At 49.0% G+C, this 26,745-nt stretch carries 23 protein-coding genes; 5 read left to right on the top strand and 18 right to left on the bottom strand.

The window, feature by feature from the left end:
* Position 1: 1 nt before the first annotated feature.
* Complete coding sequence (locus EL173_RS14135) at positions 2-721, bottom strand: GntR family transcriptional regulator, LSA1692 subfamily (protein WP_015764770.1); 720 nt, start codon at positions 719-721, stop codon at positions 2-4.
* 361 nt (positions 722-1,082) lie between these two features.
* On the opposite strand from EL173_RS14135, the gene EL173_RS14140 reads away from it, so the two are divergent.
* Together EL173_RS14140 and EL173_RS14145 are read left to right on the top strand one after the other, a co-directional pair.
* The gene (locus tag EL173_RS14140) at positions 1,083-2,285 is read left to right on the top strand and encodes an MFS transporter (protein ID WP_005687931.1); all 1,203 of its coding nucleotides are present in this window, start codon (positions 1,083-1,085) and stop codon (positions 2,283-2,285) included.
* A 25-nt stretch (positions 2,286-2,310) separates the two neighbouring features.
* Positions 2,311-3,345, top strand: coding sequence for an alpha-L-fucosidase (locus EL173_RS14145; protein ID WP_005690738.1), 1,035 nt, complete (start codon positions 2,311-2,313; stop codon positions 3,343-3,345).
* Between the two features lie 65 nt (positions 3,346-3,410).
* Here the strand turns inward: EL173_RS14145 and EL173_RS14150 are convergent, their stop codons facing one another.
* The 5 genes from EL173_RS14150 to EL173_RS14170 all read right to left on the bottom strand — a co-directional run bounded on the left by EL173_RS14150 (position 3,411) and on the right by EL173_RS14170 (position 11,354).
* Positions 3,411-3,911: a GNAT family N-acetyltransferase gene (locus EL173_RS14150; protein WP_005690736.1), complete on the bottom strand. Its 501-nt coding sequence runs from the start codon at positions 3,909-3,911 to the stop codon at positions 3,411-3,413.
* A gap of 177 nt (positions 3,912-4,088) precedes the next feature.
* On the bottom strand, positions 4,089-4,718 hold the full coding sequence (locus tag EL173_RS14155; RefSeq protein ID WP_014571695.1) for an NUDIX hydrolase: 630 nt from the start codon (positions 4,716-4,718) through the stop codon (positions 4,089-4,091).
* Positions 4,719-4,843: 125 nt separating this feature from the next.
* Positions 4,844-5,056 carry a DUF3923 family protein gene (locus EL173_RS14160; RefSeq protein ID WP_005690732.1) on the bottom strand — a complete coding sequence of 71 codons (213 nt, stop codon included), beginning with the start codon at positions 5,054-5,056 and terminating at the stop codon, positions 4,844-4,846.
* Positions 5,057-5,069: 13 nt separating this feature from the next.
* A complete protein-coding gene (locus EL173_RS14165) occupies positions 5,070-5,639 on the bottom strand; it encodes a helix-turn-helix transcriptional regulator (RefSeq protein ID WP_005690730.1) in 570 nt (189 codons plus the stop codon).
* Between the two features lie 330 nt (positions 5,640-5,969).
* The gene (locus EL173_RS14170; RefSeq protein ID WP_005690728.1) at positions 5,970-11,354 is read right to left on the bottom strand and encodes a TIM-barrel domain-containing protein; all 5,385 of its coding nucleotides are present in this window, start codon (positions 11,352-11,354) and stop codon (positions 5,970-5,972) included.
* Positions 11,355-12,349: 995 nt separating this feature from the next.
* Between EL173_RS14170 and EL173_RS14175 the strand changes: the two genes are divergently transcribed.
* The 3 genes from EL173_RS14175 to EL173_RS14185 all read left to right on the top strand — a co-directional run bounded on the left by EL173_RS14175 (position 12,350) and on the right by EL173_RS14185 (position 15,200).
* The gene (locus EL173_RS14175; RefSeq protein WP_014571696.1) at positions 12,350-13,060 is read left to right on the top strand and encodes an NUDIX hydrolase; all 711 of its coding nucleotides are present in this window, start codon (positions 12,350-12,352) and stop codon (positions 13,058-13,060) included.
* Between the two features lie 112 nt (positions 13,061-13,172).
* Positions 13,173-13,733, top strand: coding sequence for a cysteine hydrolase family protein (locus tag EL173_RS14180; RefSeq protein ID WP_005690722.1), 561 nt, complete (start codon positions 13,173-13,175; stop codon positions 13,731-13,733).
* A 33-nt stretch (positions 13,734-13,766) separates the two neighbouring features.
* Entirely contained in the window at positions 13,767-15,200 is a 1,434-nt protein-coding gene (locus EL173_RS14185) for a nicotinate phosphoribosyltransferase (protein ID WP_019728566.1), read from the top strand.
* Positions 15,201-15,326: 126 nt separating this feature from the next.
* On the opposite strand, the gene EL173_RS14190 is transcribed toward EL173_RS14185, so the two are convergent.
* From EL173_RS14190 to EL173_RS14245, 12 genes are all read right to left on the bottom strand, one after another.
* Positions 15,327-16,025 carry a glycerophosphodiester phosphodiesterase family protein gene (locus EL173_RS14190; RefSeq protein ID WP_014571699.1) on the bottom strand — a complete coding sequence of 233 codons (699 nt, stop codon included), beginning with the start codon at positions 16,023-16,025 and terminating at the stop codon, positions 15,327-15,329.
* A gap of 56 nt (positions 16,026-16,081) precedes the next feature.
* Positions 16,082-16,492 (bottom strand): arsenate reductase (thioredoxin), encoded by a 411-nt coding sequence (gene arsC / locus EL173_RS14195; RefSeq protein WP_014571700.1) that lies wholly within the window; start codon positions 16,490-16,492, stop codon positions 16,082-16,084.
* 94 nt (positions 16,493-16,586) lie between these two features.
* The gene (locus tag EL173_RS14200; RefSeq protein ID WP_005690712.1) at positions 16,587-17,960 is read right to left on the bottom strand and encodes an ABC transporter substrate-binding protein; all 1,374 of its coding nucleotides are present in this window, start codon (positions 17,958-17,960) and stop codon (positions 16,587-16,589) included.
* Positions 17,957-18,772 (bottom strand): carbohydrate ABC transporter permease, encoded by an 816-nt coding sequence (locus EL173_RS14205; protein ID WP_005684959.1) that lies wholly within the window; start codon positions 18,770-18,772, stop codon positions 17,957-17,959. The genes EL173_RS14200 and EL173_RS14205 overlap by 4 nt, the downstream gene beginning before the upstream one ends.
* The gene (locus EL173_RS14210; protein ID WP_005690710.1) at positions 18,769-19,701 is read right to left on the bottom strand and encodes a carbohydrate ABC transporter permease; all 933 of its coding nucleotides are present in this window, start codon (positions 19,699-19,701) and stop codon (positions 18,769-18,771) included. The genes EL173_RS14205 and EL173_RS14210 overlap by 4 nt, the downstream gene beginning before the upstream one ends.
* A complete protein-coding gene (locus tag EL173_RS14215) occupies positions 19,691-20,806 on the bottom strand; it encodes an ABC transporter ATP-binding protein (RefSeq protein WP_005690708.1) in 1,116 nt (371 codons plus the stop codon). The genes EL173_RS14210 and EL173_RS14215 overlap by 11 nt, the downstream gene beginning before the upstream one ends.
* A gap of 226 nt (positions 20,807-21,032) precedes the next feature.
* On the bottom strand, positions 21,033-22,322 hold the full coding sequence (locus tag EL173_RS14220; protein ID WP_005690706.1) for an MFS transporter: 1,290 nt from the start codon (positions 22,320-22,322) through the stop codon (positions 21,033-21,035).
* A 160-nt stretch (positions 22,323-22,482) separates the two neighbouring features.
* Positions 22,483-23,268 (bottom strand): serine hydrolase, encoded by a 786-nt coding sequence (locus tag EL173_RS14225; RefSeq protein WP_005690704.1) that lies wholly within the window; start codon positions 23,266-23,268, stop codon positions 22,483-22,485.
* Positions 23,269-23,397: 129 nt separating this feature from the next.
* Positions 23,398-24,423, bottom strand: coding sequence for a serine hydrolase domain-containing protein (locus tag EL173_RS14230; RefSeq protein ID WP_005690702.1), 1,026 nt, complete (start codon positions 24,421-24,423; stop codon positions 23,398-23,400).
* A complete protein-coding gene (gene murQ / locus EL173_RS14235; protein ID WP_015764772.1) occupies positions 24,407-25,327 on the bottom strand; it encodes an N-acetylmuramic acid 6-phosphate etherase in 921 nt (306 codons plus the stop codon). The genes EL173_RS14230 and murQ overlap by 17 nt, the downstream gene beginning before the upstream one ends.
* Positions 25,236-26,183 carry a MurR/RpiR family transcriptional regulator gene (locus tag EL173_RS14240; protein ID WP_005690698.1) on the bottom strand — a complete coding sequence of 316 codons (948 nt, stop codon included), beginning with the start codon at positions 26,181-26,183 and terminating at the stop codon, positions 25,236-25,238. Before EL173_RS14240 ends, murQ begins: the two co-directional genes overlap by 92 nt.
* The gene (locus tag EL173_RS14245) at positions 26,180-26,665 is read right to left on the bottom strand and encodes a PTS sugar transporter subunit IIB (RefSeq protein WP_005690696.1); all 486 of its coding nucleotides are present in this window, start codon (positions 26,663-26,665) and stop codon (positions 26,180-26,182) included. The genes EL173_RS14240 and EL173_RS14245 overlap by 4 nt, the downstream gene beginning before the upstream one ends.
* Positions 26,666-26,745 lie beyond the last annotated feature (80 nt).

Here is a 26,745-nt window from a genome sequence, read left to right on the forward strand (position 1 = left end):
CTCACACCCGATCCCGCGTTAACGTGGACTTAAACGAATATTTGTCAGCGCGATAGTACGAAATGTCGTAAAGAATCGGCTTGGCATCGGCAGTATAGGTAACGGAATGGACGAGCAGTAACGGATCGCCTTTTTTCCCGTGGAGTAGTTTGATCATGTCCGGGTCGATCAACACGGCTTCGACTTCCTGATGCGAATAGGCAATCGGCACCCGCTTTTCAATTAAGGCAAAAAGCGAGCCCTCAAAGTCGTGTGCTTGCAAGCCTTCAATGTATTCATGGCAAATTGCAACATGCTCAACGGTCATCGGTTCTTCATCCCAGAACCGCCGTCGCACGAGCAGGTCAACGGTTTTGTTTGCCTGCTGATCCCGTCCTAGTACGCGCGCAATTTCTTCCGGGATCGGATCCAGCGGGCCAAAACTCAGCACTTCGGTACGACTCTTCTTGCCATATGCGCGCGCGGCTTCGGTAAAGCCTTGTAACCCCATGCGGCCGCTTTCGACTTTATCGGTATACGACATGACATAGGTGCCTTTCCCCGGTGACTTCACAAGTAATTGCTGCCGAATTAGTAGTTCAATCGCCTTGCGCACCGTGAGTCGGCTGACTGCGAACTCCTTAGCCAAATCATATTCAGATGGTAAGCGCTGGCTGGTAGTGTACATCCCGTCACGCACACGGCGGCTTAGTTCATCTGCGACCTGTTCAAATTTTGCCATTCGTTTTAGCCTCCGTTTTCTTTAACAACGCTTTTCGTAGGTTCGTTGACGTTACGTTCATTTTGTCATGGTTCATGGATGAAGCAGCGGCTGCTTTAAGGCCACTTTTGCCGTTCATTCAGCTGCGACGATTGCGCGCGCTGCTGCGATTGTATGCCCTTCCATTTTTTGCTTGTTTTTCACGTGCTACCAGTTTATGCTTAGTATGCACTGAATAGTATATACTACAAGTTTTATTTTTTGAAGCGCCTTTTTCCCATGTATCATCGCGAAAAATCCGGTCTGCTAAATTCACTCGTCAGTGGTCTTTTTACGCGTCTGCTCACAACCTCGTCAAAAATTAAATAAAGGAAGTGTCATCATGCTGTCATCTGCCCATGTTCCCGAAGACAAACGTTCGCCGCTTCTGGCGCTTGGCATCTTATCGATCTCATTCTTAATGTCGGTTAGTAACGCGGTTTCCGGAACTATCCCGCTGATGGAAAAATATTTTTCCGATGTTTCGCGGGCCAACGTTGAACTTCTAATCGTCATCCCTACTGGCGGCGTCCTGCTTGGAACAGTGATTAGCGGCCTGGTTTCTAATCTGCTCGGGAAAAAGTATACGGTCATCGCCGGCCTGACGATTTCCATGATCTTCGGCATCATCCCGGCGTTTATTTTCAACTACCCTGCCATTTTAATTTCCCGGGCAATGTTTGGCGTGGGGATGGGGGTTTTCACGCCGCTCAGTGTGTCTTACATCACGGATCTGTTCCCTGAGGAGACGCGGAATCGCCTGCTGGGGTGGCGTAATTCGGTTGGCGCAATTGGTGATGCCATCATGCTTTTCATCGCCGGCTTCTTGATCAACATCAGCTGGCACACCACTTACTTAGTCTTTCTTTTCTTATTGGTGCCGATTATTTTAGTGATGTTTCTGGTTCCTAAGCGCTACGACTACATCGTCTCGGAAAACGGTAAAGAAGTCGAAGAAACTGCCAAGGTGAAGCCAACAACCAACGGCGGCGTCATTCAGCTGGCCATCGTCTTCCTATTTGTCTGCTTGTTCTACTCGGCCATTTCGCTAAAACTCGCTAGCTACATGGTGGATAATCATGTCGGTAGCGCCGCCGCAGCCACCCATATTTTCGGCTTTCTGGTACTGTGCTCGATCATTTCCGGCATCGCGTTTGAAAAAATTGCCAAATGGTGCGGCAAGTATACCGTGGCCATTTTCGATATTGTGACCGCCCTTGCGATGATGGCAGTGCCGTTTGTCCATTCAATCCCGGCCTTGTTGGTACTGGTGCTGGCGGCTGGTTTTTGCAACGGAATCATCAATCCGGCCTTAACCGCGCGTATGGTCCACTATTCGCCTAAGGGGTCGATGAACTTCACCACTTCGATTATCATCATCGGCATCAACATCGGCTTCCTCATCGCCCCTTACTTCTTCCAATTCTTCGGCAGCATCATTGGCAATGCTGACCCTGCAACCATGATCTTGTGGAGCGGCATTTTCTATATCCTGTTAGCCGTTTACGACTTGGTGATCGTTAAAAAAGACCGCTTAAGCATTTGATCGCAAAGATTAGGAGGCGCTACTTATGAACGACAATGTTACTTGGTTTAAACACGCTAAATACGGCATGATGATTCACTGGGGATTATATTCGCTGCTGGCAGGTGAATATCGCGGTGAGTCATCGAGTGCCTACGCAGAATGGATTCAGTCCAAATTTCAAATACCAAATGCCGAATACGGTAAACTTGCCACCGCCTTCAACCCGTTATACTTTGATGCCGATCAGATCGTGGCTCTTGCCAGAAAGTGCGGCATGCAGTATCTGGTCGTTACCACCAAACACCACGACGGCTTTGCGATGTATCACTCGCAAGTTGACCGCTACAACGTATACGACGCCACCCCGTTCCACCGCGATGTGATTGCCGAACTAGCCCAAGCCTGTCATCACGCAGGCCTCAAGTTCGGGCTCTATTATTCTCAAGACCTCGATTGGCACGAACCGGATGGCGGCGGCTACAAATCAAACGACCTCGAAACAGCCGGCACCACTTGGGACAACAGCTGGGACTTCCCGGACGAAACACAGAAGAATTTTGACCGCTGCTTCAATCGAAAAATACTCCCGCAAATCAAAGAAATCATGACCAACTATGGTGACATCGCCACAGCCTGGTTCGATGTCCCGATGACCCTATCCGAAGCCCAAAGCCAAACCATTTATGATACCGTCCGTGCCTTGCAGCCCAAATGTCTCATCAACTCGCGCTTAGGCAATGGCAAATATGATTTCGTCTCACTCGGCGACAACGAAATCCCCAAAGACAAAGCTGCCATGACCCAAACCGATGTCGACTATAACGACATCACCGGCTTCAAACCGTCACCGCTGGGGTTATACGAAACGGCTGGCACCATCAATGACTCATGGGGCTTTTCTTATCACGACCAGAACTGGAAAACCCCGCGCACACTCTTCCGCTACAAACAACACCTCAACGATTTTGGCATTAACTATCTGCTCAATGTCGGGCTTGATCCACTAGGTCGCGTGCCGATGATGGCAGAAGAGAACTTGCTGGCGGCTAAGGCGTTGGAGGATGAAGCTTTAAACTAAATACGACCATAAAAAATGGAACGTCTCAGGCTCACAAATAAAGACGTTCCATTTTTATTTTCGATCTAAGCAAGCTTCTTCACTAAAAACTGATCCATCAACTGATGCTGCGCGTTGACAAGTGGGCGCGGTAAATCAGTGAAACCAAACTCATGATAAACATGAACAGCAGTTTTAAGCGTATGGTAAGTTTCAAGATAAACCGACTGATACCCGACTTGCCGAGCGTAATCCAAGGCATGCTGCAACAGGCGCTTACCAATGCCATGGCCTTGCAAATCACCGTGAACATAGAACTTTTGCAATTCAGCAACACCGTGAGTCGGGTCATACTCTGCAATGCCAACCCCACCGAGAACGCGACCATTTTGCGTGGCCACAAAGTAATGCCGCTTTGGCTCTGCCGCATAAAACTGACTTAAGTGATCCAGTCCAGCATCAAAATACACGGTACCCGGGCGGTCAAGATCGGCGGCTTTCAGACACTCCCGAATGAGTGCGGCAACTGGTGCATCGTCTGCAGCTGTCATCGGACGAATCACTTCTTCATGAACTGGCGTTGGCATGGACATCCCTGCTTTCGAAAAGGTTTAAGCAAAATCATAGTATTTTTTCAGCTAATTGCAAGGCTTCTCTGTGATGTTCCACGGAAACTGGGCAAATACGAAATGTTTCACGGGGAACACTCTCATCTCGGGGTTATTAATGATTCCTTGCTATGCACTACCCGCCCTTCACAACATCTAATCAAGCCGCGTCATCCATCCCGCATCCGCATGGGCAGCAAACGCCATCTCAATATCCGCCGGTAAATTACGCTGCAGTGACAACGGTAACGCCAACGCCTCCTCACGGGTGAAAGTGCGGACATTTTCGGTTTCGACGCCTGTCTTTAACGTTTGCGTCACCGGCTGGCAGGCAATGAAAAACTTGTATACATCCTGCGTGCTTTGCGGTGCATAGTCACGCTTCCGGACCGAATAAACCGCGAGCAGTTGCGTTGGTTTGACCGTCAAGCCAGCTTCTTCGCGGGTTTCTTTGACCGCAATCTCACCAGCACTATAACCCAAGTCCGCCCAGCCGCCGGGAATCGACCAAGTGCCACCTGCCCGCTCTTGCACCAGCAAAAGGCGATCCTCGATAAACGTCACTGCCCGCACATCAACCTTGGGTGTTACATAACCGGTATCCTGATCCACAAATAAACGCGCTTGCTCAGGGGTCGCATCGCTCAATTGCAGCATCAGTTGCTTGGTGATAGCCGCTAATTGATCGTAACGTTCCCGATCAAACACATCTTTTGTATAGTAACGACCAGACTGCGCAATAGCCTGCAGTTGGCCCAATAACAAGTTCAAGTCTTCGCTTGGCATGCCCTCGCCTCCTGCTATCATTGTAGCAAAATTGCAGCTAATGCCGGTTTAAAGCAAAGAAAGCTTAACTTAAAAAGATTGCCGATACACGACCGGCAATCTTTTTAAGTTCATGCTTCTGACAATCATCCGTGGCGTCTGCTGATCAACAAGTATATGCCTTCCACAATTGCAATAATCAAAATGAAAACGACCAGCACGGCTAATGCCGCTAAACGTGATGCCGCGGTCTCAACATGGCCGGCACCATCCACGCGTCTCATCAAGATCGTGATGCCGATACCGCTGATAGCGATTGCCAAAACGATATTCGTGATCCAGAGTCCCTTATGTTTCAAAGCTATTGCCCCCTTATCTCAAGGTTTTGAAAGTACGGCCCAGTTTTTGCAAACTAGCGCCGATTAAGGGAAGCAGTAATGTCATCGCAGTTGCCATGTAAACAAGTTGCAACCCAAACGCCATGGCGAATAGATTTTGCCACGCCAGACTGAACAGCACAGCTGCCAGAAAAACGCATAGGCCATGTAAGACTTGCGGCTTTAACCATTGCTGCCACCAGCTTAGTAAGAGACCTCCCAAAAAGCCGAGTACAAAGTCTGTCAGCAATAACATTTCCGGTCGCGCAACATAACCCAAGCGGCCAACAATCATGATCGCAAGCGCCGGTCCCAGAAAAGTGACTGGTCGCGCCGAGGTTTTCTTGGTGGCTTTGGATGGGACTGGCCTCAGCAATTCGTCAACGGTTATTTGGTAAAAATCAGCTAGCTGACAAACCGTTTGCAAATCTGGCTGATGTCGGCCGGTTTCCCACGTTGAAACGGTTTTTCGCGAAACGAAAAGCTGGTGGGCAACTTGCGCTTGCGTAAGCTGTCTTGTCAGTCGTAACGTCTTTAAGTGATTGCCTAAAACCGAAGTGGTCATTCTGCTCCCCCCTAAACATACACGGCTCCTGTACGAAAATCCTAGCTACACTTGCTAGCACACTTGATATATCAAGGTTTTAAACCATTTTACGATTATTCAGGAACGTTTAAATAACGGTCGTGGAAATCTGTTTCTATCATTAGATTATCATAATATCATTTGCATCAGAACCCTTGGAGCCTTCGTCCGTTTCTACGCATAAGCGTTAAGATCGCAAGTGACCACGGATTGTCTGCTTCTGCTTCGACTCCTAACCACAGTCACAAAGAAAAAGGCTGGCACCGTGATTTGCGGTGTCAACCTTTTATTGGCCTAAATGGCAACGTCTTAATCGTTATTCTTGTGATGTTGACGCAATTTGACGTAACCTAGCAGTCCGATTAAAGTTGCGCCGAGAACAGCTAACACCGGTTGAGCCCGATCACCGGCATTCGGCATCTGATCGCGATTCTTAGTTGACTTGTGCGTGTCTGCCGATTCGCCGTTGAACCCCGCATGTTGTTGTGGCGTCTTGTCTTTTGGCGGTATGCCTGGTTCCGGATTTGATGGTGTACTTGGATCTTTGCCTGGCCCCGGCGTTGGCACTGGTGGATTGTGAGGATCCTTACCCGGCTCTGGCGTTGGTGCCGCCTTTACCAGGTGATTGATGGCGGCTTTAAGGTTGGCAACTGCGGCTTCAACCTTGGCCACCGATGCTTCTGAATCCTTGTTAACCGCCCGCGCTTGGGCCAAAGCTGTTTTCAAGTCGGCAAAACTGGCATCAGTGTATGCCTTCGCTTTAAACTCCGCTGCTTTGGTGATCAGGCTGACAAGCTCGGTTTTGTCCGGTTGCTTTTCAAGTTGTAGCATTGCCGCCATTAAGGCATCGGCCTGTTTTCCAACTTCGGATTGAGCAGCATTGGGATCACTCAGAACCAAACGTGCCGGTTTTAAAGCTGTTTGCAGTTTGGCATAGGAACTTGCGGTATAGTCGCTAGCTTTCAGTTTTTCTGTCGCTTTGACAAGTGCAGCGAGTGATTGTTTATCGGCCCGTGGTACCAAAGCGTCAATGGCTCCTTGAAGTTGATCGGCCAACTTTTGCTGTGTCGCCGCAGACGTTGTTGGATCCGTTAGTGCCTTTTTCGCTTCATCCAAAACGGTTGTGAGTTGGGTAAAGCTGTTTGGCGTGTAGTCGGCAGCATTTAGATTGGCCGCTACTTTGACCCATTGTTCCAGCGTCGTGACTTGCGGTTGCTGCTTCACTTCCAGTGCAAACCACGCATTGCTAATTGCTTGGATGGCCGCTTGAATTTGCGCTTGGGTTGCATTTGCATCGGCAGAGACTGGCTTGGCTGCAGCAACAGCATCCGTCAATTTTGCAAAGCTCTCTGCTGTATACTGGTCAGCTTTTAACGCTTCAGCCGCTTCGATTAACTTTTTCAACTGATCCTGAGTCACGCCGCGGTCAGCCTCGAGTTTTCCCAAAGCGTGCTTCAGGTCCGCATAAGCTTGATTGAGCGCATCAACCGTTACGTTATCAACGTTGAGAACTTGGCTCGCTTTATCGCGTTGAGCTGTAACTGCCTGCCAACTAGCCGCGGTGAACAACTTCGGATCGAGCGCGTTAACGCCATCAATTAAGGCGGTTAATTGTGCTTTAGCCTGATCCGGCGCGCTCGTATCCGCTGGCAAAATGGTGATCGGTGCCGGTGCTTGCGGCAAGCTTTCCGGACCCCATTGATTGGTTAACATTGGATCACTTAACGCAAAGCTGAGTGCCGCTTTTGTCATGCGCGTTTTCGTTCGCAACGTGATGGTCGCTAACTTTTGGTCGCCTGACAAGCGCTTCTGCTGGCCTTCATTGGCAAAAATCAGATAGAGATCGCGACTGTTATCACCGTGCGTTCGCGTCTTGCTGAAGTTAACCATCTGGGCCGTTGCTTGGGTCGGTTCGACTTTGACTAACTCGACATTCGGATTCGTGAGCGGTACCCGGGCAAAGAGACTGTTAACGTTGGCTAGATCCTTGCCAAGCAGATTCAAGGTGATCGTTTCTCCAGGCAGATACGTTTGCTTTTCAGCTTCAAGCGCCAAGGTTCCGGCTGGTGCTTGTTCATCCGGCTTCGTCACCGGTGTTTTGCCTAGCTTGGTCATGACATAGTTGATGTCAAAAGCGTCAATGACCCCATTGCGATTCAGGTCGCCGTTTTGAACATAACCGTTGAAATCACTGTCAATGTTGGCCGTTAAGCCCGCGTAGTTCATAAGCGACGTTTGATCGTCTTCATTCACCCGTCCGTCATTGGTAATATCACCCAACACCGCTTTGCTTGAGCCATCCCGTTTAAACAGCAGCAATTCCCGTCCTGAAACAAAATCGCCGCGGCTTGTGCCTTTAGGGATCACAAAGCGGACATATTGGGCTTTTTCATTTTTGTCAAAAGTAATCGTCTTATCTTTGCCATCCCACGTCCAACCTTTACCTTCACCCGCTTGATGCCAGTGAATCCCATCAAGGCTGGTTTCGACTTTCAATGCTGACAAAGTACCGTTGCCGCCGTCTTCACGCGGAACATAAGTCACATGATCCAAGTCGTAAACGCCATCAAGTTCTGCGGTGATCGTCATCGGTGTTGCTGATTGCTTAGGCGGCGTGGTGAACCAGTTGCTGTGCGCCATCGTAGTCAGATCCTGATCAAAAAGATGGGCCGCGTTGTCTTTTCCTTGCCAGATAGGCACACCGGTAATCGGCGCTGTGACTTGCGGATTGCTCATTTTGACAGCAAGCCGCAGCGGATTATCTTTGGAACTGAAAGTCTGCTCGTTACTCCACTTAGAAACCGCTTTGGCCGTTGCCGCGCGTACTTGGAATGTATGCTTGGTTTGGCTCTTCACCGGCGTCAAAAGAAATTCTGGCTTGGTCAGATTGCGGTAGACAACGCCATCTGCCTTGACGTCATAACTTGTCGCGTCATTCACCGGCTTCCAGTCAATGCCCACGGTTGTATCGGTCGTGGTCTGATCATTTTGCTTAATCTCGGTCGGCACCGCTACTTCATCGCTCTCGGGTAATGCTTCAGTCGTTGGATCATCAGTAGCATTGATACCGTCCACGGTGAGCTTAATCGCATTGCTTTTGACATTGGTTTTTTCCAGCTTAACTTGTAAAAAGTTCTGGTCAATCGACTTATCTGCAAGTTGATCCAAGAAATCATTCGTATGATATTGTTTATTAACAAAATAAACATTTTCGCCGGCAGTAAAGTCTTTAAGGTTATCAACGGCGGTCAGTTTAACCGTTTGTCCGCCAACACTGGCCGTAACTTTGGCCGGCTTGCCACTCGTTCGAATGGCAAATTCAGTGGTTCGATCTGGATTTAAGCCGCTGTAATCACCTGTCAGCGGATCAACGTTCACGGTTAACTGATCCTTTTGCAATTCGCTGGTAACCTTGGTTTGGGCATGCGCACCTTTTAGATACTTTTTCGAAATGCCGTCATCTTCGTAAACGGTAAAATCATTTTTGCCACTCGCCGGGAAAATCTGAAACTGCCGCTTGGTTTGGTCAAATGCTTTGGGCGTATTGTGTGCGGGCGTGGTTGGAATCACGGCGCCTTTTTTAACGAAAACCGGCAGCTTCCAAATCGGCGCTTCGAAGTTGTTTAAGACCTGACCGCCACGATATTCCTTGCCGGTGTAATAATCGACCCAAACTTGCTGCTTGTTAGGGAGGTAAATGCCGTTACGCACATCGTTTCCCTTCTCATCAGCCGCCGTGTTTTGGTAAATCGGGGCAACAAGGAAGTTATCGCCCCAGAGGTATTCGTACTTGACGAGATCGGTATACGCCTCGGGAATGTTCGGATAATCAAGGAACAGACCGCGCACCATTGGCTTGCCATCAAAGACACTTTGCGCAGACGCCGTATAGTTGTAAGGCATCAGCATAGTCTTTTGCTTGTTGTAGGCACGATTGATCGCCGTTGTTTGCTGATCAAACGAGAATGGCGTTTTGGGATTAGCGCCCCAGCCATCCATGTTAAGCTGGATCGGCGTGAAGGCTTTCCACTGAAAATCGCGGGTGTTGACGATCGGATTACCGCCGCCAAAAATCCCGTCCATATCGGAACCTACGTATGGCTGTCCGGATAAACCGGTCCCGATATACGTTGGAATATGAAAGCGAATATACTCCCACTGACCACCCGTTTGATCACCAGTCCATACGCCGGCATACCGCTGTGTCCCGGCCCAGCCATCAAGCGTAATCGCAAACGGGCGCAACGAATCGCCTTTGACCTGCGTCATCATCGCATCAGCTTTAGCCAAACCATCTAAGCCAAAAGAATACCCGGACCCGACCCAGGCCACGTCAGTTTTCAGGGCTTTGACGCCAATGGCAACTTCCTTGGCAAAATCACGATCATCCGGTTTCGGATTGGCCGGATCAACTGGCGACAAGTTTTGTTGCGTCCACAGCCCGGTTGCAACGCCATGCTGATCCGCATAATCCGCAAACGACTTAAGATTTTGCAAGTTGCCCGCTAAGGTATCGGTCTGTCCATAGCCTGCACCATAACCATCGTTTGGCAAAAACCATCCCAGCGGCATATCATTTTTCTGATACCGATCAATAACGGCGCGGGCGCTAAATTGATAATTATTCAGCTCCCCGTTCAACGATTCTTTGATACCGCTTTGGCCAGCCGGAATTTTCCCTGGCTGATATTCTTTATAATATTTGCCGTCTTCAAACTTAATCGCACCGCTTGTTCCTTCAGATACCGGAACCCAAGTATCACGGTTATAGGCATTCAAGTGTGCTTCATAAAGGCCATAACGCGGCATCATCGCCGGTGCACCCGTTAAATCATAATAATCTTTCAATAGGTCATAGGGTTTCGCATCGAAAAAGTAAACCGCATCAAATCGATTTTCCTGGTGTGTGGTCTTTACTTGGCCGTCATCGCTAGCCCCAAAGTCATAGTTACCCGGTTTAAACGTGTTCCGCACCACGCCATAGCCAGCGGTTGACCAATAAAATGGATTCGGTGACGCCACCCCGCCATCGACCCAATTACCCGTGTTTTCAATCTTGACATTTTTACCTGTTAACGTGAAATTACCATTTTGCGTGCCACCGCCAAAAAACTGGTCAGTGCCGCGTTTTAACACTTGCGTTGCATGATCGTTGGTAATTTCTAACGGCTGACTCTCGGCCATGACCACCTTTGAGCCTTTGGAAACCTGCAGTGTTGCGTTTGCTTGATTAAATCCAATGGCAATCGCATCGGTCTTGATCGTCCACCCATCACCGTTATGATCAAGCGTAGCAGCCGCAAACACCTTAGCTGCCGATGCATCAATTTCCTTGGTAAAAATTTTTGCGTTAAGCCCTTTTTCCGATTGGGCAGGCGCAGCAAATTTACCTGAAGGATCAGCATAAAAGCGAAATTGATTGTTCGCTAATATAAACACCCGTGCCTTCAGGTTGTTGGAGTAAGTAACTTCAAAATAATGCGTTTGTTTGGTGACATTCACAATGTTAAGCATGCTTGTACTGGCCTTCTTCACCGCGCTACTTGTAGCCGGTTCGGATCCCTTAGCTGCCGTTACCGGAACCGTACTACTGACATACACGACAGTCGCAGTCAATGATAAAACTGCGCTGCTATATAACAGTGAACGCGGCACCCGAGGCCGATCCTTCACTGTCTTCATTCCATTGTGCATCGACAAACTCCCCCTAAAAATTGTTGTGGCTCCTCCGCGTGGTCGGTACCACTCAAGGGGATTGTAACCGCATTCATTTGTTTACTTCAACCACAAAATATTGTCTAAAAGTGGCGAAAATCTATTTTCTGGAAATATTTTTCAGAAAATATAAACTAAATTATTGTTAGGGCTGTGAACTAGATATTGACGCAATCGAGTTTCCCGAAGCTTTGCCGGTGCACAATTAAGAACAAGAGTTATACTAGTAGCGCTTAATTATTAATTTTATATGAATGAGAACTGAACTCATTTCATTCACATAGTACACCATCAACAAAATGTTGACCACCGGACCAGTTTAGATAAGCGCAAAAGACCAGAAACTTGGTAGCCTCTGATTCAGTTCGCGTTCCTTAGTTAAAGGTATAAAATGGTACTACTCGATAGCACCAAAATATGATGAATACCAATTAAAAAACATTTTAAAAAGAACCGCCGTTATCATTTCAATGTATTTAATGATCATATATACTAAAAATACCGCCAAGTTAAGACGGTAAACGTCATAACTTGGCGGCAGCGATTTAGCAAGGCACGCACCCCTCACCATTCTAACTTCCGGAGGTGATCGCCATGCTAAGAGGAGAGATCGGAGGGTTGGGTTACGCTAGAAATGGCGTTGGCCATCTTGGTTTTAGCCCAGGCGTACTTGGTTTACGCCAAGGCAACCAAGATACTAAAAGAAGCTAACCGTAACGGCTAGCTTCTACCACCAGTCTTTCTAACTCGCGTCGAGGTCATCGGGTCGCACCCCGGTGGCCTCTTTTCACCTTCTTTATTCTACCTGACAATCAAGCTTGCCGTCAAACAAAATCTATCTATCGAAAATCACTTATTGAGATTAGCACGAAGCGTCGCCCCAACCTATGTGCATCAACCTCAAGCCAACCCGACCACGTTTTGCTATAATCAACTCCGTACATACCCTATCCACAAAAAGGAAGATTGATGCTATGGCGGATGAATTTATTGCCCATCCTTTGATCACCATTACCAACGTTATCTGGAGCTTTTCGCGTACCACCCGGCAGTTGCAGATCTTATTGATTCATCGCGCGGATGATCCTTATGCCGGCTACTGGGCCCTGCCGGAAACGACTTTGCGTGTGCGTGAAAGTGCCGATGCAGCGGCGATCAGGCTAATTCGCGATAAAATCGGCGTGCATGTCAATCGCGGATCCACGGAGCAGTTGGCCACGTTTACGGACCCAGCCCGCACACCTGGCGAGCGGGCTTTGGCGCTGACTTACATGACGTATCTGCCGACAATGCCTAAGTTACGGCCGGGTTATGGTGCAACCGATGCGCGGTGGTTTGCTTTTAGCGCCACTGCCAACGATTATCAGTTACAAAATGGTACGCTCACGTTTCAGTTGGATCAACAGGTGGCGCATCTGGCTTTTGATCACGCGCGGATTCTAGGTGTCGCTATTCGTCGGATTCGCAATAAACTTGATTATCAACCCAGTATTTTGCAAGTGCTCGGCCACACCTTCACCTTAAAAGAAGCACGCGAAGTTTACGCGCCTTTTCTCAATACGACCGCGGCTGCCATTGACAACTCTAACTTTAAAAAGACGCACCAGCATCTTTTTGTTGAAGTCGGTACTGCCCATGATCGCACGCGCAGTGGCCGTCCGCCTAAATTGTTTAAACTTGCCTAGTTGAAAAATACCCTGAACCCGCGTATCGTAGACAGCAAATAAAAGTCTAATGTACTTTTATACTGCGTGAGTTTAAGTAAGTTTTACTTTAATTAGAAAGGAAGCCTCAAGAATGGCTCATTCGAATGAAGCACTGCTCATCATTGACTATACTAATGACTTTGTTGCCGATAAAGGTGCTTTGACCTGTGGCGCGGCTGGGCAAGTGTTGGCGCCTCACATTGTCGCTTTGGCTGATGAATTTTTGCAACAAGATGGCTGGGTTTACTTGCCAACCGATGTGCATACACCGCACGATCCGTATCATCCCGAAAGCAAACTGTTCCCGCCGCATAATGTTCGCGGGACTTGGGGGCGGGCGTTCTTTGGTTCGCTTGCGCCTTGGTATGCGGCCCATAAAGATGAAGAACGGGTGAACATGTTTGATAAAACCCGCTACTCCGCGTTTGCCGGAACGCCGCTGGATCTGCGCCTGCGTGAACGCAAAATCGACACCGTTCATTTAGTCGGCGTCTGCACCGATATCTGCGTTTTGCATACGGCAGTTGATGCTTACAATCTCAACTATCAAATGGTCGTCCATAAAAATGCAGTTGCGGCCTTGACGCCAGCTGGCCAGGACTGGGCGTTGGACCACTTTGCACATGTTTTGGGTGCCGAAGTAACGGATTAATTAACCACGGACTGATAAAGAAGGCTTTTAAAGATGAATATGAATCAAGCAATGTTGACGGATCTCTATGAATTTTCCATGGCCAATGGATATTGGGCGACCTTACCGCATGAAGACCAGGCAGTTTTCGATATTTTCTATCGCAATGTCCCGGATCATGGCAGTTTTGTGATTGCCGCTGGGTTGCAACAAGTTGTTGAAGCGTTACGAGACTTTCACTTCGAGGATGCAGATATCCAATATTTGCGTTCGTTGAAACTTTATTCGGATACATTTTTAGACTATTTAAAAACGATGAAATTAGCTTGCACAGTGACGGCTTTACCAGAAGGCACCCCCGTCTTTCCACGTGAGCCGTTGTTAACGGTGCAAGGGCCGCTGATGCAGGTCCAGCTACTAGAAACGCTGCTGCTCAACATTGTCAATCACCAGTCACTCATTGCAACCAAAGCCCGGCGCATCACGGCCGCGGCTGAAGGACGGCCAGTTATGGAATTTGGTGCCCGCCGCGCGCAAGGACCGGATGCCTCGGTTTATGGAGCGCGTGCTGCTGTGATTGGCGGCTGTGCCAGCACCTCCAACGTCTTGGCTGCACAACGCTTCAACATCCCGGCTGCCGGAACAATGGCCCATAGCTGGATTGAAGCTTTCCCTGACGAGCTCTCTGCTTTTCGCGCTTGGGCTAAAGTCTATCCTGACAACAGTGCGTTACTGGTCGATACTTATGATGTGCTCAAGTCCGGTGTGCCCAACGCGATTACGGTGTTCAAGGAACTCAAGACAGGCGGCCATCACCCAGTTGGTATCCGCATCGACTCTGGTGACATCACCCAGCTAGCGAAACAAGCCCGGAAAATGCTCGATGACGCCGGTTTCCCCGATGCCAAAATCACAGCTTCCAATGCGCTCGATGAAACCGTCATTCAGTCCCTCCTCAAAGAAGGCGCACCGATTGACAACTTTGGAATCGGCGAAAAGTTAATCACCAGTGCCTCATCTCCGGTTTTAAGCGGTGTTTACAAAATGGCCGCATTGCAAGTAAATGGCCAGTGGCTTCCTAAAATCAAGGTAAGTGCCAGTCGGGAAAAGACCACTTTACCAAGTCATAAACAGGTTTATCGCCTGTATCACCGTGATGATCAAACGGCTTTTGCGGATGTCATTGCGTTGGCTGACGAAAACCTGCCTGCAGAAATTGCCGCGGTCAATGCCAACCCGCTGGCTACCCAAACGCAAGTCACCTTACGCGATTTCACTGCCGAACCGTTATTAAAACCGGTCTTCCCTCAAGCACAAGAGCCGCTCACAACTGATGTTTTTACCATTCAAAAACATATGCGGTCAGCACTCAGCCACCTGCCAGAAGCAACACAACGGCTCGTCAACCCGGACCTCTATCCGGTTTACCTCACGCCGAAATTAGCCGCTTTGCAACAGAAACTGATTGATGAACATCATCAAAATTAAGCAGGCACTTGTTATTAAGCGCGTCTCGGTTTGATCCATCATGAAAATCAAAAACTGCTTCGAAAGCAAGATTGCTTCCAAAGCAGTTTTTTAATTTCGTGAATGAAACTTAGTCTTGCGCTGTACTTAAACTGGTGTCTCGGCTTCCTTAGCCACCAAGTCGCGCATATCCATTGCTTCTTCAAAACGATTGGTAATGATCCCGGTAACGTAACGTTCGCGCATCAGTTGTTTCATTTTCAGCGGATCATCAACTGTCCAGACGCGCTGGGCTTTGTTGAGGTGGCTGTTGTAATGTTCAATGTGGACGGCTTCCAAATACGATGGTAAGGTGGCACCGGTTAGAACCCGACTCGTTAACCACGCCGTTTTCATTTTCGGCGCAAGGGTATGAATGACGTTGATACTGTCGTGATTGAATGAGGAGTAGATGACGCGATCCTGCATATTGAACTGCTCAACGTAATCTTGCGTCAGCGCCTCAATGCCCGGATAGCGGATCTTGCCGGTTTTAAACTCAATGTTAACCATCACGTCATAATGGCTTAAAACCGTCAATGCTTCCCGAAGCGATGGAATGTGTTCGCCATTGGCCAGCCGCATCCCTTTGAGTTGCGTCCGGGTTAAATCCGCAATCCAGCCAGTGCCATCTGTTGTGCGATCAACGCGCTCATCATGCATGATCACCAAATGCCCATCCGCACTCATCTGCACATCGGTTTCAATGCCATCGATGCCATGCTCACAGGCATATTCGAATCCTTGCAAACTATTCTCCGGAAAACGCGCCGGATAACCGCGATGTCCATAAATTGCTACTGTCATCATGAGCCTCCATTTCGCATACTTTACTGATCAAAAACCGTCTGCGCCAAGCTGTATCAGGCATCTGCTTTCAAGGCCCGCACATGAGCTTCAATCTGATCGCGGACTTGGCGAAAAACCGCCAACACCGCTTCTTGCGAACCACTCGCCGCTGCTGGATCCGCCAGCGGCCAATGCAAGCGGCGAACGGTTAGCGGCGTCACCGGGCACCGATCCCGCGCATCCCCGCAAAGTGTCACAATCAAATCAGCCTGCTGCAGTTCGGCTTCGTTGAGCACTTTTGATTGCTGTTGCGAAATATCGATGCCTTTTTCTGCCATGACCTTAACCGCCAGTGAATTTAGGCCATGCGCTTCGATGCCGGCACTTTTCACCTGCCACTGACGCCCCAGCAATTTTTTGGCAAAACCTTCTGCCATTTGACTGCGACAGGCATTCCCTGTACAGAGAAAATAGACTTTTGGCATGATCACGACCAGCTCCTTTGCGATAATGATGTCTAACGTTGTCTTGATCATACGCGGGTTACGGTCGTTGGGCAATATGGGTGCAACTGGCAACTTAACGCTTGTAGTCCAGCAGGTTGCCACTGACGGAATTGGTCTTTGAAATGGCCGTATTCGTATCGGCTTCCGCTTCATCTAAAGCCTTCTTAACATCGGCACCGCCATAAATCTGTTGCATAGCCAATTCAACATTTTGCCGTTCTTCTTGGATATTGCTGAAGAACGCACCTGCTGTGGCCGCATTGATATGACCTTGGTTCAGTTGTTCAATCGGAACCGCTAAAGCAGGGTTTTTCTTAATCGCATCAGCCAGACTCTTCACTTGGTTAGCTTTTTGGTTAACCGCAAAGTAGCCCGTGCCGAGTTGCCATGTTGCTTGAGACTTAGGCGTCATTAGGTACTTCATAAACTGCCAAGCCCCTTCTTGGACAGCGGTTGGTTTGTCCTTAGTAATCCATAGACTTGCGCCGCCAATCGCTACACCATTCGCTTTGGTACCATCCGGATGCGGTGTGAAGGTCACGCCGTACTTAAATTTGGCGTTCGTTTGTAACTGCCCTAACATAGCGGAACTTTGCATGAAGATGCCGACCTTTTGCGCCAAAAACGCCGCGCTTTGGTTGTTGCCAGCTGCTGATCCGGTCCCAAAGTTTTGGAAGGCGTTTTGTTTGATCACGTCTTGCAGCCAATTCATGCTTTTGACCATTTCCGGCGAGTTTAATGTGGCGCTGGTTGCCATCGCTTGGCGGCCGTTATCGTGGTTGACGACAAGTGAATTTTGATTGGCAACCAACTCTTCCGGCAGCCAGCCATAGATCTGCATCGTCATCCCTTTGACCGCACCTTTACTCTTTTGAGTCAACGCAACCGCTGCCTTGGTCACGTCGCTATACGTCGGTGACAGTGGCAAATCAGGAATACCATACTTTTTAAATAGGCTCTGGTTGTAGTACATAACCGAACTAGAGGAGTTAAACGGCATGGAAGCTAACTTACCATTGATTTTATAAGCGGCTGTCACCCCTGGATACAATTGACTCAAATCATAATGGTCACGATCAATGAACTTTTGTACCGGTACCGTTGAATTCAAGCCGATCATCATAGACTGGTTGGCCTGGTCACTTTGAATCAAATCAGGCGAAACATTACTGCCGACCGTATTGGCATATTTCATAATCGACAATTCATAACTGCCGGCATAAATCGGCTTAACCGTGTATTTGGTCTGACTCTTGTTAAATTGATCGACTAAGCCTTCCAGAACCTTTTCATTCGGGCCATTCATCGAGTGCCAAAACGTGATGGTCGTGCGCCCGTTGTTATCAGCAGCACTGGCCGATTGTTGGTGGGTGAAGAAAAAGCCAAGTCCGAAAATAACAACAATCGCTGCGACTATCGCAATAATCTTCTTATATGTGGTTTTCAACCCTTCGTCCCCCCTGCATTCAAATTACGCTTGAAGAATTTCTGGCCAATGAGCAACAATGCCAAGGTTGGTAACAACACAATGATCGCCGTGGCCATCACCATCCCCCAGTTGGCGAACGTATCTTCCGCCTGTAACTGCTTCAAGCCGACTTGAACTGGCCGGAAATCATCCGAGAAGGTCGTAATCAACGGCCATAGGTATTGGTTCCAATGCGTCAGAAACGTGTAAAGGGAAAAGGTAATCAACATGCTGCGACTATACGGCACCGCAATTTTCCACAGAAACTGCAAGCGGCTAAGGCCAAGATACTTGCCAAAGTCCACCAAGTCGGTTGGAATCTGTAAAAAGGCTTGACGCAACATGAAGACCCCAAAGGCTGAGGTGAAAAACGGGATCGTCAAGCCAGCATAATTGTTCAGCCAGCCGAGTGCTTTTACCGTCTGAAAATTAGGAATGATCTGGGCTTCAAATGGCAACATCATGGTGATCAAAAAGGCAAAGAACAACTGCTTTTTGTAGCGGAAGTTCATAAACGCAAAGGCATAAGCAGCAAGTGTACATAAAACTAATTGGCCGATAGTGATTAATCCGGCCGTCACAAACGAGTTAATCATGTAGCGAATAATCGGTGTGGTGACAAATGCCTGCCAATAGTTATTAAGCGAGATATTGGTGGATAAGAAATTCCCTGCCGCAATATCTTTTGTCGGTAGTAACGATGCCCAAATCCCCAACAGAATCGGGAATAAAAGTATCACTGCAACCACCGTCAATAAAAGATAACGTGCTCCGTGTTTGACATGTGTCATGCGTAATACACCTTCCGTTCTGTGAAATGGAATTGAACCCAAGTGGCCAAGGCAATAATGACGGTTAGCACAATGGATTCCGCACTGGCCGTTCCAAAGTTGTGGAAAGCAAAGGCATCTTGATAAATCTTATATGCTAGGAAATTCGTGGCATTATTAGGACCGCCGCCTGTAATTAAGTCAATCTGGGCAAACATTTTGAACCCATCAATGATTTCAACCACAAACAAGAAGAACAGGGTTGGCGAAATCATCGGAACCGTAATCTTGAGTGTCTGCTTGAATTGTGACCAGCCAGCAATGTCAGCAACTTCATAGTATTCTGGCGGCACACTTTGAAACGCACTCAGAAGAATCAAAAAGGCAAAGCCCAATGCCATCCAGACACTGGCTAAAACGATGACAATCATGGCACCGGTCGGATCAACCAATAAATTGGCATTGGTGACGCCCATCGCTTTTAAGGCAAAACTGGCGAGGCCGACAGATGGATTGAATAAGAACAGCCAGAGAATCGAAGCAGCGGCGGCACTGGTGCCCATCGTACCGGCAAATGCCGTTTGGAACCAACTGATCCGGCGTAACTTCATCGTTGCCAAACGTGCCAAAATAACGCCAAGAACAATGGTCGCCAAAGCAAAGGCAACGACATAGACTAGCGTTCCCGTCAAACTCTGCAGGAATAAAGGATCCTTGAAGATATCAAGATAGTTACCCAGTCCGACGAATTTAGCCGATTCACCGCGGATGTTGGTTGCAAAGAAACTGTTATACACCGTCATGATCATGGGATAAAAAGTAAATAAGGTCAGGATCAGAAGTGACGGCATCAAAAACCAAAAGGCCGGCTTATTATTTTCCCGAATCGTTTCAGCAAGCTTGCCTTGCGATTTGGCAGTCGATTTATTAAGTTCCTTATTAAGCTCCATAAGCGGCCGCCTCCTTAACTGGCGCCACGGCAATCCGCTCACCGTCATCAATATTAAAGAGATGCCATTCATCGGCATTAGCCGGCAGTAATAAATTAAGCTCAGCGCCAACCGCTACGGTGAACTGTTCCGGAACCCGACTGACCAATGACTGGCCATCAAAGTCGCAGAAAATCAAGGTGTCATTGCCAAGCTGTTGCAAGCTCTTCACCTTGGCTGTAATGGTATCCGGGTTGGCAATCGAAACCGGTACCAACTTCTCCGGCCGAATGCCAAGATGATAGGAACCAGCCGGCAAGTCAAACGGAAGGACAAACGCATTGTCAGTCCAGAAAGTATCGCCAATGCTAAAGCGATCGCCTTCATCGCTAACCGTAATTGGCAGCAGATTCATTTCCGGGCTGCCGATAAACTTGGCAACAAATTCATTGGCAGGATGATTATACAAGTCCAGCGGGGTGCCAAGTTGCTGAATCTTTTCATCATCCAACACAAGAATCCGATCGCCCATGGTCATCGCTTCGACTTGATCGTGGGTAACATAAATCAAGGTCATGCCAATTTCACGATGCAACCGCGCAATTTCTTCACGCATTTCGGTTCGCAACTGGGCATCAAGGTTTGACAACGGCTCATCCATTAAAACCACCGGCGCCTTAGTTGCCAAAGCACGCGCCAGACTCACTCGCTGCTGTTGCCCACCAGAAAGCTCTTTTGGTTTCCGCTCACGCAAATCGGTCAAGTGTACCAAGTCCAACGCCCAATCCACGCGCTTGTTTTTTTCATCATCAGTTAAATCCTGGTTCTCCAAGCCGAAGCGGACGTTTTGGGCAACGTTCATGAATGGCAGTAGCGCATAGTTTTGGAAAACCATCGCCAATTTGCGATCTTTTGGCGGCAAATCCGTCACATCGCGTTCATTAAAATAAATCCGTCCATCCGTGACACTGGTTAAACCGGCAATCATCCGCAACAGCGTACTTTTACCGGAACCAGATGGCCCAACCATGACAAAAAACTCGCCAGGCTCAATCTCGACGGAAATGTCGGATAGTACTTTGGTGTTGCCAAAATCCTTTGACACATTTGCTAGTCGAATACTCATTCCTCATCAACTCCTTACACTGAGACTACCAAGCCTTTGTAAAGATCAGTGTCAAGGCGATGTATTAATTATGTAAGCATTCTGTAAAACGTATCGTTCCAGCTTGAAATTTTTCAATTTAACGCTTCATCCGCGGCCACATTCAGCCTGATAGCCATGCAAAAAGCGTTGGTGAACGACTGCTATTCCGCTCACCAACGCTTTTCCACGAAAGTACTCTCCACTACTATTCAATGCCTTCCTGAACGAACACCCGCAAGATTCGCGGTGTGATCGCAATCATGTAAAGCAACGCCACAATCCCGCTGTATACAAAGACGAGGTAATTCTTCGCGATGTTTTGAAACAGGAACGTATAAAAGAAGGTTGCCACCGGGGTCACCGAATTATTGATCGTCATCAACGTCGTATTGACCCGGCCCAAAAAAGAAGTCGGGACCGTTTTTTGGATTTCCACCTGAATGACAATGTTAGGAATCACGATCAAAAAACCTAGTACTACCATCAGAATCGTGCCGGGAATCGTCACGCCACTGGCTGTCTTGGCAAAATTAAACACGCCGCCTAATGCGATCAAAAGCACACAATCCGCTAAAACCGGCCCGAGAATCTTAAGGCGAATCCGCTTTTCACCGCTGATCGTACTCATAAACAAACTGCCAATCAAAATCCCGATAGCAGAACCGGTTTCCAGATACCCGATCGGTGCACTGCCCAGATGCAGCGTATTCGTGATGACAAAAGGCATGCCAACCGTGACGCTGGTGAAGCTAAAATTCAAAACCACGCCAACCATGATGACCCCCTTAACCAATGGACGCGTTTTGACATAAGCCATACCTTGTTTAAACATTGCCAATGGCCGACTGGCAGCAGCATTTTTCGCGGTCGGCTGCCGCTTGGTCACATGAAACTTCATCGTCAGCATAATCAAAAACGAGACCGTTGACGAAACCATTTCCACGAAAATAAAGGCTTCAAACCCGGCAAGCGTGTAAAGTCCCAAGCCCAACATCGGCGAAAAAATCGAGGAAATGGAGCCAGCCGTGGATGTTAGTGAACTTAACTTTTGAATTTTCCGCTCATTAACCAATTCATGGACAGAAGCAGCATAGGCTGTTGAGCTAAAATCGCTGCATATGTAATCAACAATGGCAAAAAGGACAACCGGAACAAGTTTTTGCACGCCGGAAAATCCCGGTAGCGCCCACGCGAACAGCCCTAGTCCCAGCAAACGCACCAGATTGCTTACGATTAAAATACTTCGATGCGGATAACGATCAACAATGCTGCCCATAGGAACAAACAGAAGCAAACTAACCAGCGGCCCGACAATTGTTGATAAACCGAAACTGATCGCCAGGTGCGTTTGATTCAGCAACATCAGCCCCATCCCAAACGAAAACATGCCGCCACTCAACGAGCCAATCAGGTTGCTAGTAAAATCTTTGCCAATTTGAAGATTGGATTCCCGATCTGTAATCAGAACCGGGCTGGTTGCGTGGGCTACCTGCATAGGCTGTCAGCACTCCTTTATTTTCCTCATTTTTTCGTAATAATTATTAATCATATTATAATAATTTTCGCAAAAATAAAACCCCGCCTGCACACAAGGTCATGGAACAAGACGCTTGTGTCCAGACGGAGCTTAAGCCGCTGCCAACTCAATTCATTTTTCAGTGTAGTCGATTCCGGCGCTGCTGAAAGTCATCCACGATTAGCGCACCAACTTGTTGATTAAACCGCATGGCCGCTTCACGTTGATGATCAAACGTTGTCAAAACAACTGCATACAATTGTTCCCCTTCAGCCGCAAAGCAAGCCGCATCATGTTCACAATTTGGCAGTTCACCAGTTTTACCCGCTGTCCAGCCAACAAAATTCTTCATGGTTGGTGCCAGCAGCAACTTGGTACGATTCTGTTGATGACGCAGGGCACGGGCACACCAGTCACCGTCAGCTGGTCGGCACGGTGGGGTCAATAAGGATCGCAATAAACGCCACGTTGCTGCAGCCGAGATCCAGTTGTCATTGTCGGTATGCGGCTGCATCAAGGAACGGTTTAATTTGGCACCCGGAAACTGCTGATCCAACCATCGCTCCACCGTTGTTAGCCCATACGTTTTCAACAAAGCATTGGCCGCTAAATTATCTGAAACCATCAACATTAAAGTCACCAAATCGCGCACGCACCAGGATGAATCGGCCATGAACCGCAGTACCCCCGCGCCGCCAACCGGCCGTGGTAATACTACTTTCCGCTGCCACTGGCTAGAATCGGCTTGTGCCTGCGCTTTAACATAGGCAGCGATCCCCAACTTAATCAAACTCGCCGCGGGGAAAAGCACATCGGTTCGCGTCCCAAAAAGCACCTGCCGCTCATCAGCAAGTAACAAAGCGTGCGATTCACCAAACTGTTGCTGCAGCTGATCAAGTTGTGCAATTAAGTGGTCATGCGCCATTTCACATTATCTCCGATCGCAAGCCAGCCACCATCACTTGCGACAAGCGGTGATGACTAACCCAAGTTACTATCGATCATACACCCACGCATGGTCGTCCTGCCAAGAGCCAACCAAGTAACGCCCAACCTAATCCGGCCAGGAAGTTTCAATCCCGAAAAATTGAGTCAGCAGTTCCCGGCGGATGCGTAACCAAGCGCGGTGCGTCCGACTCGGATAAATACGATTGGTTAAACAAACAAAGCCACGCTGCGTATCGCGATCAAATGCAATCGAAGTACCTGTGAACCCAGTGTGCCAATATTGATGGCGACCTTGCGCCCAGCAGCGCCAGCCCAACGTCCGCCCACCAACACAGTAACGCTCAAGCAACGAAAATGCTGCCGGAGGTAAAACCTTCTCACCATGCGACACTGGCAAACCGGCCAACAGTCGGGTAAAAGTCGTCAGATCGCCTAACGTTGAAAATAAACCCGCGTGACCGCTAACCCCGTCAAGCAAAAACGCTTTATGGTCGTGAACCGTCCCACGTAAAACCCCACCGCGTTCTGGCACATTTTCAGTCGGCACAAAATCGCTTGGTGCCACTGCCTGCGGACAATAACCGGTTGCCTGCATCCCCAAAGGCGCAAAAACATGCTGATGCAAACTGGCGGCAAGTGACCCATCCACCGCCGCAATTGCCCAGCCTAGTAATATAAAGTTCAAGTCAGAATACAGGGTGGTGGTGTCTGGCGGGACAACTGCCGCCATCGTTTTAACGGCCTGAATCAACCCTGCTTGATCAAGTGCGTGCACATTAGGGACGTCAGCAGGTAACCCGCTGCGGTGCAACATGAGCTGTTCGATGGTGAGCTGTGGGTAGCGCAATCCACTGACCAGTGATCCAATCGGCTGATCCAGCTGAATTTTTCCCGCCAGCAGCAATTGCAGCAAGCGCGTTGTCGTGCCAACGACTTTGGTTAACGACGCCAGATCATACCGATTCTGAGGCATCAGCGGCAAATGGTCGGCTCCGGTTCCTTGAAAGCCTAAAAAATGCACGGCATTCTCGTCCGCTCCGACGACACTAAACGCCACACCGCAAACCGCCTGCTGCTGAATTGCTGCGGTAATCGGTGCCAACAACGACTGCGACTCAGAGACTTTTGCCATGTTCTGCCTCCCAAGCGGTCAAAACATCACTAATCACGCCATCATGAGCAGCCAGCACTTGGGTCGCCGCAGCAGCATCCAGACCGGTTTTGGCCATCACGATCGCAACCGGAACCTTGTGTGCAGCTGCCTCTAGTAAGGATGCCGCTCGAGTCGCACTGACACCAGTTGTTTCGGCAATAATGCGTTGCGCGCGATCCACCAGTTTGGCATTAGTCGGCAACACATCAATCATTAAATTGCCAAAAACTTTGCCCGCCCGAATCATCACGCCGGTCGAAAGCATGTTCAGCACCATTTTCTGCGCAGTTCCGGCTTTCATGCGCGTTGACCCGGTAATGACTTCCGGGCCAACCACGGGGGCAATGGCAATGTCGGCATGGTCGGCAAGTAAACTGGCGGCCACGCAGGTTACGGATATTGCTAACGCCTTTACTTGTTGCGCATACGTCAACGCCCCAATGGCATAAGGGGTCCGCCCGGAAGCTGCAATGCCAATGACCGTATCGTTGGCATTCAGATTCAACTTCCTAAGATCATGTTCGGCAAGCTCAGCTGAATCCTCAGCGCCTTCAACTGATTTAAACATGGCTCCCATCCCGCCGGCAATCAAGCCCACTGCTCGTTCTGGCGGAATCCCATAAGTTGGTACCAATTCCGCAGCATCCAAAACTCCTAGCCTCCCGGATGTACCGGCACCGGCGTAAATCAACCGCCCGCCGCGATTATAACGCTGGCTGGCTTCATCAATCGCCGCGGCAATCTGGGCTGTTTGCGTAGCGATGGCCGGGGCGATTTTGGCATCCTCATGGTTAATCAGCGCCACGATTTCCGGCGTCGTCATGGTGTCGATGTGCATGCTGGCGGGATTTCGTTGCTCGGTTGTTAAGTCTGCGATTGACATATTTATCCCCTCGAATCTTCAACGCTCCAGTTAAGTGTGATGTTGCCCGATAATTCTGCTCGGTTTGCTTAATTTCACCATGAACCACGCCGAGGAAAAGAATATTGGCAACATAAGTCTCCGTAAACATTGACGTCACGGCTCCGATTCGTAACAACGGCTCGGTCGGCGGCAAGGCAATCACGCAACTGGCCGCATCGCGCAATGGACTTGGTTCGGCACGCGTTACGGCAATCACCGGCGTCTGATTCCGCCGCGCTTGCTGGGCTGCCAACACCACTTCTTTCGTCAGCCCGCTATAGGAAAAGACCACCACCGCATCAGCCGCCGTTGTATAATACACGCGCTCTAGTGCCGTGTGCGCATCGGCGTCAAAAATGGCCAGATACCCTGCCCGGATGAGTTTTAAATATAAATCCTGGGCGACTAACGCCGACGCACTCATGCCGACAAGATAAATATGCCGCGCATGGCGTAACGTGGTAATTGCCTCTTGAACCGCCGCCTGATCCAGCTCGTCCGGTAAATCGCGAACCGCCGCAATCGCCGTCTGACTCAATTTTCGCATCATCGTTGGCAAATCATCATCATCCTGAACAAGCGGATCGAGCGGCGTCAGCGCGGGGGCTTGCGTATCCCGCACCAAGGCGAGTTTAAATGATTGCAAGTCCGGATAGTCAAACAACCGGACAAACCGAATCACCGATGCTGCCGATACGCCGCTAGCCCGGGCAATCTGCGCAGTTGTCTGAGCGATGAAGGCCTCGGCATCGGTTAACACATAGTCGGCCAAAGCGCGATTCACCGGACTTAATTGCGGCAATCGCGCTTGCACCTTCGTTAAAAGGGCCTTCATTCGACTTTATCAATAAAAGTAGCAATCGAGGTCTTACTCTCATTGGGCACCATCTGCGCAGTAATGGTAATCCCTTGTTTGAGTAAGCGCCGAATCATCGCAATATCATCGGCAGTCAACGCCACTGATGGCTTAATCTTCTTTGACCCCGGCTTTTCAGACAGATTGCCGACATTAAAGGATGTGATCGGCACGCCACCGTCAATTAACTTCGCCATATCCGGAATATTGCGGGTAATGACGAAAACCTGATCAGCGGCAAACTTGCCATTTTGCAAATTTTCAATCGCCTTGGCAACCGAGCTAATGGCTAACTTTTTCCCTGCAGGTCGGGCGATTTTCAGTCCTTGAATCGCCATGTCATCACGAACCACCGCATCATTGACGACCATGAGCCGATTAGCGCCAACCGTATTGGTCCACACCATCGCCACCTGGCCGTGAATCATCCGTTCATCAACGCGTGCTGCCACAATTGTCATTCGAATCTTCCTTTCACCATAACGTTTGAACTCAGCATGTGTGCTAATCGCCGTTTCACGTTAGTACTTAACAAGCTGGC

This window comes from Lacticaseibacillus rhamnosus, from assembly GCF_900636965.1.
Taxonomy (GTDB): Bacteria; Bacillota; Bacilli; order Lactobacillales; family Lactobacillaceae; genus Lacticaseibacillus; species Lacticaseibacillus rhamnosus.